Genomic DNA, 7,056 nt, shown 5'->3' on the forward strand with positions numbered 1-7,056 from the left:
CACCGAGACAGGTATCGAACTGAGAACCCTGACCGGTCATACTGGCGAGGTAAATGCAGTGGCGATCGCACCAGACGGTAAAACAGCGATTTCTGCTTCATACGATAAAACCCTGAAAATCTGGGACACCAAGACAGGCACCGAACTGCGAACCCTCACCGGTCATACTGACTCGGTAAATGCAGTGGCGATCGCACCAGACGGCCTCACGGCGATTTCCGCTTCACGGGATAACACCCTGAAAATCTGGGACACCGAGACAGGTATCGAACTTAGAACCCTCACCGGTCATACTAGCTTCGTAAATGCAGTGGCGATCGCACCAGACGGTAAAACAGCGATTTCCGCTTCATTGAATCAAATCCTGAAAATCTGGGACACCGAGACAGGCACCGAACTTAGAACTCTCACGGGTCATAGTAACTCGGTAATAGCAGTGGCGATCGCACCAGACGGCAAAACAGCGATTTCTACTTCATGGGATCAAATCCTGAAAATTTGGGATACAGACTGGGGTTGGGAACTGAAAACTCTCACCGGTCATACTGGCCCGGTAACAGGAGTGGCGATCGCACCAGACGGTAAAACAGCGATTTCCGGTTCAGAGGATGACACCCTGAAAATCTGGGACACCGAGACAGGCATCGAACTTAGAACCCTCATCGGTCATACTGACTTCGTAAAAGCAGTGGCGATCGCACCAGACGGCCTCACGGCGATTTCCGCTTCATCGGATAAAACCCTGAAAATCTGGGACACAGACAGTGGCAGGGAACTGAAAACTCTCACCGGTCATACTCACTGGGTAAATGCAGTGGCGATCGCACCCAACGGTAAAACAGCGATTTCCGCTTCATGGGATCATACCCTGAAAATCTGGGATTTGCTCACAGGTAAAGAGATTGCTAGTTTCAGTGGAGATGCTGAGTTTGCTTGCTGTGCGATCGCCCCTGATGGCGTGACAGTTGTAGCGGGCGATCGATCGGGCCGGGTGCATTTCCTGCGATTGGAGGGAGTTAGCGACGGGCGATAATCCAAGAAACCGGGTTTTTGCCCGAATCTGTGGGTTGTAGCGAAGTATTTCGGAAAAAACCCGGTTTCTGGGGCCCCGCCGATCCAAGAAACCGGGTTTTTGTCCGAATCTGTTGGTTGTAACGAAGTATTTCGGTAAAAACCCGGTTTCTGGGGCCCCGCGATCGGGTTTTTTGTGGAGGTGCGATCGACTTTTTGGGAAACGGGCGATCGAATTTGAGAGAAATGTGCGATCGGGCAATAAGGATCGCGAATTAAATAACTTACAATTTTAATTATTATTGTGGGATGGGCGTCCCGCCCATCCCACAAACTTGTGGAAGTTATTTAATTCTCATTCCTAAGTAGTTAACCAATAAGTGATTAATAGGAACCAGATTAGTGCGATCGTTACTTGTTTCTGAAATTCTATCAGGTTCAAAAACATTGTGAGTAAAATCAACGGGTTTTTCATCATTTGTTTTTGTAACTGAGTCTGGTCAAATGTTGGTAACATATTTTTTGGGATAGGCAAACGTGTAACAATTCTGCTGCCTATCTTTTTTTACCACCACACAGATCAATCCTTACCCCCTCTGGATTTAGGGCGGGTTGTCACCCCCCCAGCACACTAACAATCCTATTTTTTAATAGTCGCTTGCAAATAAAGCAGCGGGTCTTCAGCAACCCAACCCAAACCCGAATTGTACCGAACTTCAAAATGCAAATGAGATGGCGGAATGTCCCGTTTTCCCGTCGTCCCGACAGTTCCCAAAACTTCTCCAGACTCCACTTTTTGACCGACTTTGACCGCAATATCTTTCAAATGAGCGTAGCGCGTTTGCTTCCCCGCTTCATGGTTCACCACCACTAAATTCCCGTAATCCCCCTGCGGCCCGGCAAAGGCGACAGTCCCCTCGCCTGCAGCCAAAACCTGCGTACCCTCCGACGCCAAAAAATCTACGCCGCTGTGGAAAAAAAATTCGCGCCGCGCCGGATGCAATTGCCGCCCGTAACGCAAAGCTGCTACTGCTGGGGCAGGCAGCGGAAATCCTTGCACCGATGGCGTTGCATCGGGATTGATAGAAGGCCCGATCGACCTATTCACCGCAGGCACAAACACCGTTTTCCCCAACGGCCTGCACCCGTTCGCCTCAAATAGCAAATCTGCGGGCACTTTGTAAGCTTCTGCCAGTTTTTGCCAATTCGAGCCTGCAGGCACTTCTACCTCGATGCCACTGTACGGAGGAATGACGATCGCACTTCCAGCAGATACTCCACCGCCCCGCAACGTCGGATTTATCCCGATCAGCGCCGCAGGAATCACATTGTACTGCCGCGCGATGCTTTCTATTGTCTCGCCCTGGGCCACAGTGTGGCGACGCAACCGAGACATAGCCGGACTCGGGCAATCGCGGGCGGGGTCGGGGTTTTCTACAGGTGTACCTAAAGGAAGATTTGCAGGTGGGATTTCGGTATTTGCCGCCGTTTTCTCAACGGGTGCGATCGACCAAATTAGTGCAAAAATCAGCGGAAATAAGCGTTTAAAAGTCATTATGTACATAAAAAAGTATTCATTTCGGACAGTTGACAATTTTAAAATCCTGTAAAATTGCATATTTACAAGCTCTAGCCACCCCCCAGACTGTAAATCCCAGGCTAAGCCAAGTTAGGATGAGAATTATTAGTTTGATTCGCTCTTGGCAAATCCGGCAAAATTGCCTGTGATGCCGATGGGCGCCTGCCTGTTAACAGCTATGTTCTTGAGGAAGCGGTACGCCCCGCCCCGCTTCCTTCCCGTCGCCAAGACAAAAATGCTTGATTCGGAACCTGTCTGCGGGGATGAGGTATTTAGCGGGAGTTATTAAATGAGTTTATCTTTTAAGCAAGCGACCCTTTATGTGACTCTGCTGTCAATCGGCGGAGGTATGGGATGGTTGGGAAATCGCTATCTGCAAGGCTCAAACAATCTGGAAACCGGATTGGTTTTGCCAGTAGTACGCCAGCAAATCCCCCCGTATCCCTCTCCTTCAGTTCAGGAAAATCGGGCAGTCGATCGCAGCAATCCCAATTTTATTGCTGAAGCAGCGGAAAAAGTCGGCCCGGCTGTAGTGCGGATTGACGCATCAAGCAAGGTGGCGAATCAAGTGCCGGAAGCATTCAAAAATCCTTTGTTTCGTCGGTTTTTTGGGGAGAATTTGCCACAGCCGGAAGAACGAGTCAAGAGAGGTACCGGTTCCGGGTTTATTCTCACTTCTGACGGCCGCATCGTTACTAATGCTCACGTTGTCTCCGGGACTGATACTGTTAAGGTGACGCTCAAAGACGGCCGCGAGTTTGAGGGTAAGGTGCAGGGAGTCGATCCGCTGACGGATGTGGCTGTGGTTAAGATTAATGCTAAGGAACTGCCGCAGGTGGCTTTGGGTCGATCGGACAATATTGTACCGGGACAGTGGGCGATCGCGATCGGCAATCCTTTAGGTCTGGACAATACCGTGACTGTGGGCATTATCAGCGCTACGGGTCGATCGAGTTCCCAAGTCGGCATCCCCGACAAGCGAGTCCGCTTCATCCAAACCGACGCCGCCATCAACCCCGGCAATTCAGGCGGCCCGCTGCTCAACGACCAAGGCGAAGTAATTGGCATCAATACCGCTATCCGCGCGGACGCTCAAGGCTTGGGATTTGCAATTCCGATCGAAACCGCCAAACGAGTTTCCGATCAGCTATTCGCCAAAGGTAGAGCCGAACATCCCTATCTCGGCATTCAAATGGTCAGCTTGACTGCAGCCACCAAGGCAGAACTCAACAAACAGCTCGATAATAATAAAATTACCCTCGATCAAGGCGTAGCCGTGGCGCGAGTCGTAGAAAATTCCCCCGCTCAAAAAGCCGACTTGCGTCCCGGAGATGTCATTCAAAAAGTTGACGGAATTGCGGTTAACACTCCCGGTGACGTGCAAGAACGGGTGGAAAACACGGTTGTGGGCAAAGAACTCGAACTGGAAATTAACCGTTTGGGTCAAGTTCAGAATATTAAAGTACGTCCGGGTGCTTTTCCCCTATCGGGTAGCTCCGCCGGTGGGTAATACCATTTTCGATTTTCGATTTTCGATTCTCGATTAAAGAATTAAGAATGACTTACTGCATAAGGATTTGGAGCTTATCTACAGTTGCATTCTTTTTTGAAATTGGTATTAGTTGCAAGGGTGGAGGATGGAAGATGAATCTGATGCTTTATAGTCCTGGAAGCAGTAACCGGGTTTTTTCACCAAAAGCCTCGGTGTAGCGCGAGGGATAGCCGGTTAACAGCCCGGTTTCTTAATTCCCTGTGCCTCCATGATTCAGGATTATGGATTTTTCTGAACAACTTTCATCTTTCTGGCTTCCCCAACCCGTTGACCTTTTTACTTGTCTTTGGGTGAGTTTGGTTGAATCGAGCTGGTGCTTGCTAAATTTTCTTCGAGGTGCATCCTTTGCTCCATTTGCCTCAAAAAATAGCCTGTCATCATCGCTGAAGCTAGCAAACCTGCTAAGTTTTCGCGATCGGTGGTAATTTCGACGTTAAAATTTTCGGAAGGCAAAACGCCGACAAGTCCTTGAACGTTATGAGAGATTATTTCTCTGATGTCGGGGCTCACAGACTTGGCGACGCGGGCTAGAACCTCCGGGGATTGGTGTTGGAGGTACTTCAGCAGTGGATTGACTGCGGTTTGTTGGGCATTGGATGTGTCAAAGTCAGGGTGAAAAACCATTTGGCGATTCTTAATTTCTGGCTGGTTACATTCTACTTCAAACTACTCGTCATTGCTTGGGTACAAATTTGCCTGAAAGTCAAGTTGCAATTGTTTTGGCAGTTGGTCTACTTGAAAGTACCGATGAAATTTCTCGGTAACTTGTAACCAATATGACCGCCCCTCACTCGGTCGCCGTTTGCGGACGAAACCCATCTCTACAAGTTCCTGCACTTGTTGGTAAGCGCCTGAACCTCGCAAGTTAACTAAGTCTGGCTGAGCGATGCCGCCTTTGAGGGCGATCGCAGCCAGCGTTCGCAAAGCTCCCACACCTAATTCTGGAGGTATTAAAGTTTGCATTAAACTGGCAAACTCTTCTCTGAGTTGCAGGCTGTATCCTGTGGGGGTTTCGACGACTTCTAATGCACTGTCGCGGTGGGACGAGTCAGACATGAGTTCGATGATGGCGTCTTCGGCTTCGGCTCGATCGCACTTGGCAATCTCGGCAATTTCTGCGATCGACACTGGCTGACCTTTTAGGTAAAGTATGGCTTCTATTGTTGTGGCTAAGCGAGTCATTTGGGAATTAGTAACGAGGAATTGGGAGGTTGAAAGAAGAAGGAATAAGCAAAAAAGAAGAAGGAATCAGGAAAACAACAGTTATCCGTATTTCCGTAACTTCCGTGTCGTGAAGAATGAGAGTTAGGAATAAACATTCCCCTTACACAAATTATTAATAGTGTAGGTTAGGTTGAGAAACAAAACCTACACTATTAATTTTCTTTTTTTATATCAATCCGAGACGCAGGAATATATAACGTTTCTAGCTCTCCTGAGCTTATGGTAAAATATATCAACCAATACAGATGACGGGGCTAGAACCGATTTTTGGTAAAAAAATATGGGGTCAGTCTTGTTAAGAAGCCCCATCAGTTAAAAATGTTACCTCAATCATACCAAATTTGTTTCCAACAGCAGCTCAAAAACACCGAATACTTGACTGTGACTATTTTAGTTTTTCTGCTCCCAACCCATAAACAAGTGAGTATTGAGTTATTGGCGAAATTGATGCGATACCCAATCATGTTTGAGAGCGGACGACGTTCTATTCAACGATTTCTCAAGCTACCTCTGCTCAAGATTGAAAAGCTTTGGTTTCCTGTGCTTAAATATATCTGGAGAAGTCAATTTAAAAAGAAACAAGAGTTGAAGGTCGCCATTGATAGAACGCCGTGGCGAGATAAAAATCTGTTGATGATTAGCCTGATTGGGAACAAGAGAGCTTGACCGTTGTACTAGCAGATATTGCCTTCGCTGTGGCTGTAGCAACATCCGAGAACAACAAAGCTTAATCTGCAGCATTCTTGGTCTGCTAAAAAAATATAAAATGGTCCTTTTAGGAAACGCCTGAATTTGCGATCGTTAAGCTGGCAAGTGGGCTGTGTGAAAAGAACATAAGGTGTGTTTTGAGAGTAAAACAGGGACGCTATATTCAAGAAGAAGGAGAAGAATTTAAGCGGTTGAGTGAGGGTGGTTTAGTCGCAGGTACGAGCTTTTATGTGACAGGAGTTAAAATCAGCAGCAAGGATTGGGCTGTTTTGATGTCGCTGGTTATGGGCAACGAAAATATCGAAATAGTGGCGAAGATGAAGACTGGTATTGACTCACCAATATCGCCAAATTGAAACAAGCTGTAACAGCGTTTAAATGTCGCAGTGGTATCGAAGCAATGTTTAAGGACTGTAAAACAGGAGGCTATAATCTTGAAAAAAGTTACCCTTGTGACGACCGCCTCAAAACTTTCTCAAAACTTTAATATTATAAAACTTTAATATTTTTAATAGCTTTAGCTTAGAGTTGCTGATAGTTGTGCGATTTTACAAGGACACAAGCTCAAGCTTATGGGAATTCCGAAATAGATCGGTAGCCTTACGGTCGTCGAGGCGATCGCAACGCCGTCATAGTAGCTTTTGAATGATTATACGGTAAATCGTGGGCGCAGCGAAGCGGAGGGAGTAGGGAGGGAGCTTTGCCATGCACCTATTGCGGAATTGATGAAAATTAGACGCAATCAGCTCCTATTCCCTCAGATTAGCAACCCGGAGTTTTAACAACGGAAAAAGGAATAGTATCCCAGTGATCCCACTGCGTCTTTGTAGAGACGGAAAAAAAATAAGGGTAAAAAACCCTGAAGACTGCAGAGAATTAAGTCATCATCATCACCATGTAGAAAGAGAGGTCAAGCCCTCGGTCTATTAGTACGCCTCAGCTTCATCCCTCTCAGGACTTCCACTTAACGCCTATCAACGGG

The 7,056-nt window shown here is 47.3% G+C and carries 7 protein-coding genes and 1 pseudogene; 5 read left to right on the plus strand and 3 right to left on the minus strand.

The annotated features are described in order from the left end of the window. Together QUB10_RS09820 and QUB10_RS09825 are read left to right on the plus strand one after the other, a co-directional pair. A pseudogene (locus QUB10_RS09820) lies at window positions 1–1,033 on the plus strand (WD40 repeat domain-containing protein); the annotation flags it as partial. A gap of 112 nt (window positions 1,034–1,145) precedes the next feature. Then, window positions 1,146–1,307 carry a hypothetical protein gene (locus QUB10_RS09825; protein ID WP_333201635.1) on the plus strand — a complete coding sequence of 54 codons (162 nt, stop codon included), beginning with the start codon at window positions 1,146–1,148 and terminating at the stop codon, window positions 1,305–1,307. 344 nt (window positions 1,308–1,651) lie between these two features. Here QUB10_RS09825 and QUB10_RS09830 read toward each other — a convergent pair whose 3' ends face one another. Continuing rightward, entirely contained in the window at window positions 1,652–2,566 is a 915-nt protein-coding gene (locus QUB10_RS09830) for a M23 family metallopeptidase (RefSeq protein ID WP_333201637.1), read from the minus strand. 313 nt (window positions 2,567–2,879) lie between these two features. Between QUB10_RS09830 and QUB10_RS09835 the strand changes: the two genes are divergently transcribed. Then, entirely contained in the window at window positions 2,880–4,100 is a 1,221-nt protein-coding gene (locus QUB10_RS09835) for an HhoA/HhoB/HtrA family serine endopeptidase (protein WP_333201639.1), read from the plus strand. A 318-nt stretch (window positions 4,101–4,418) separates the two neighbouring features. On the opposite strand, the gene QUB10_RS09840 is transcribed toward QUB10_RS09835, so the two are convergent. Beyond that, entirely contained in the window at window positions 4,419–4,766 is a 348-nt protein-coding gene (locus tag QUB10_RS09840) for a DUF760 domain-containing protein (protein ID WP_006635907.1), read from the minus strand. A 42-nt stretch (window positions 4,767–4,808) separates the two neighbouring features. After that, window positions 4,809–5,324, minus strand: coding sequence for an SMC-Scp complex subunit ScpB (gene scpB / locus QUB10_RS09845; protein WP_333055484.1), 516 nt, complete (start codon window positions 5,322–5,324; stop codon window positions 4,809–4,811). 309 nt (window positions 5,325–5,633) lie between these two features. On the opposite strand from scpB, the gene QUB10_RS09850 reads away from it, so the two are divergent. Together QUB10_RS09850 and QUB10_RS09855 are read left to right on the plus strand one after the other, a co-directional pair. After that, window positions 5,634–6,032, plus strand: a complete 399-nt coding sequence (locus QUB10_RS09850; RefSeq protein ID WP_333055485.1) for a hypothetical protein — start codon at window positions 5,634–5,636, stop codon at window positions 6,030–6,032. 179 nt (window positions 6,033–6,211) lie between these two features. After that, the gene (locus QUB10_RS09855) at window positions 6,212–6,430 is read left to right on the plus strand and encodes a hypothetical protein (protein ID WP_333055486.1); all 219 of its coding nucleotides are present in this window, start codon (window positions 6,212–6,214) and stop codon (window positions 6,428–6,430) included. The last annotated feature ends 626 nt before the right edge of the window (window positions 6,431–7,056 follow it).

The sequence above is a fragment of the Microcoleus sp. B5-D4 genome (assembly GCF_036705145.1).
GTDB lineage: Bacteria > Cyanobacteriota > Cyanobacteriia > Cyanobacteriales > Microcoleaceae > Microcoleus.

Excerpts from the sequence above, each read along its gene's own strand:
- QUB10_RS09835 (WP_333201639.1), top strand. The coding sequence starts at position 2,880 with ATGAGTTTATCTTTTAAGCAAGCGACCCTTTATGTGACTCTGCTGTCA.
- QUB10_RS09830 (WP_333201637.1), bottom strand. The coding sequence starts at position 2,566 with ATGACTTTTAAACGCTTATTTCCGCTGATTTTTGCACTAATTTGGTCG.
- scpB (WP_333055484.1), bottom strand. The coding sequence starts at position 5,324 with ATGACTCGCTTAGCCACAACAATAGAAGCCATACTTTACCTAAAAGGT.
- QUB10_RS09840 (WP_006635907.1), bottom strand. The coding sequence starts at position 4,766 with ATGGTTTTTCACCCTGACTTTGACACATCCAATGCCCAACAAACCGCA.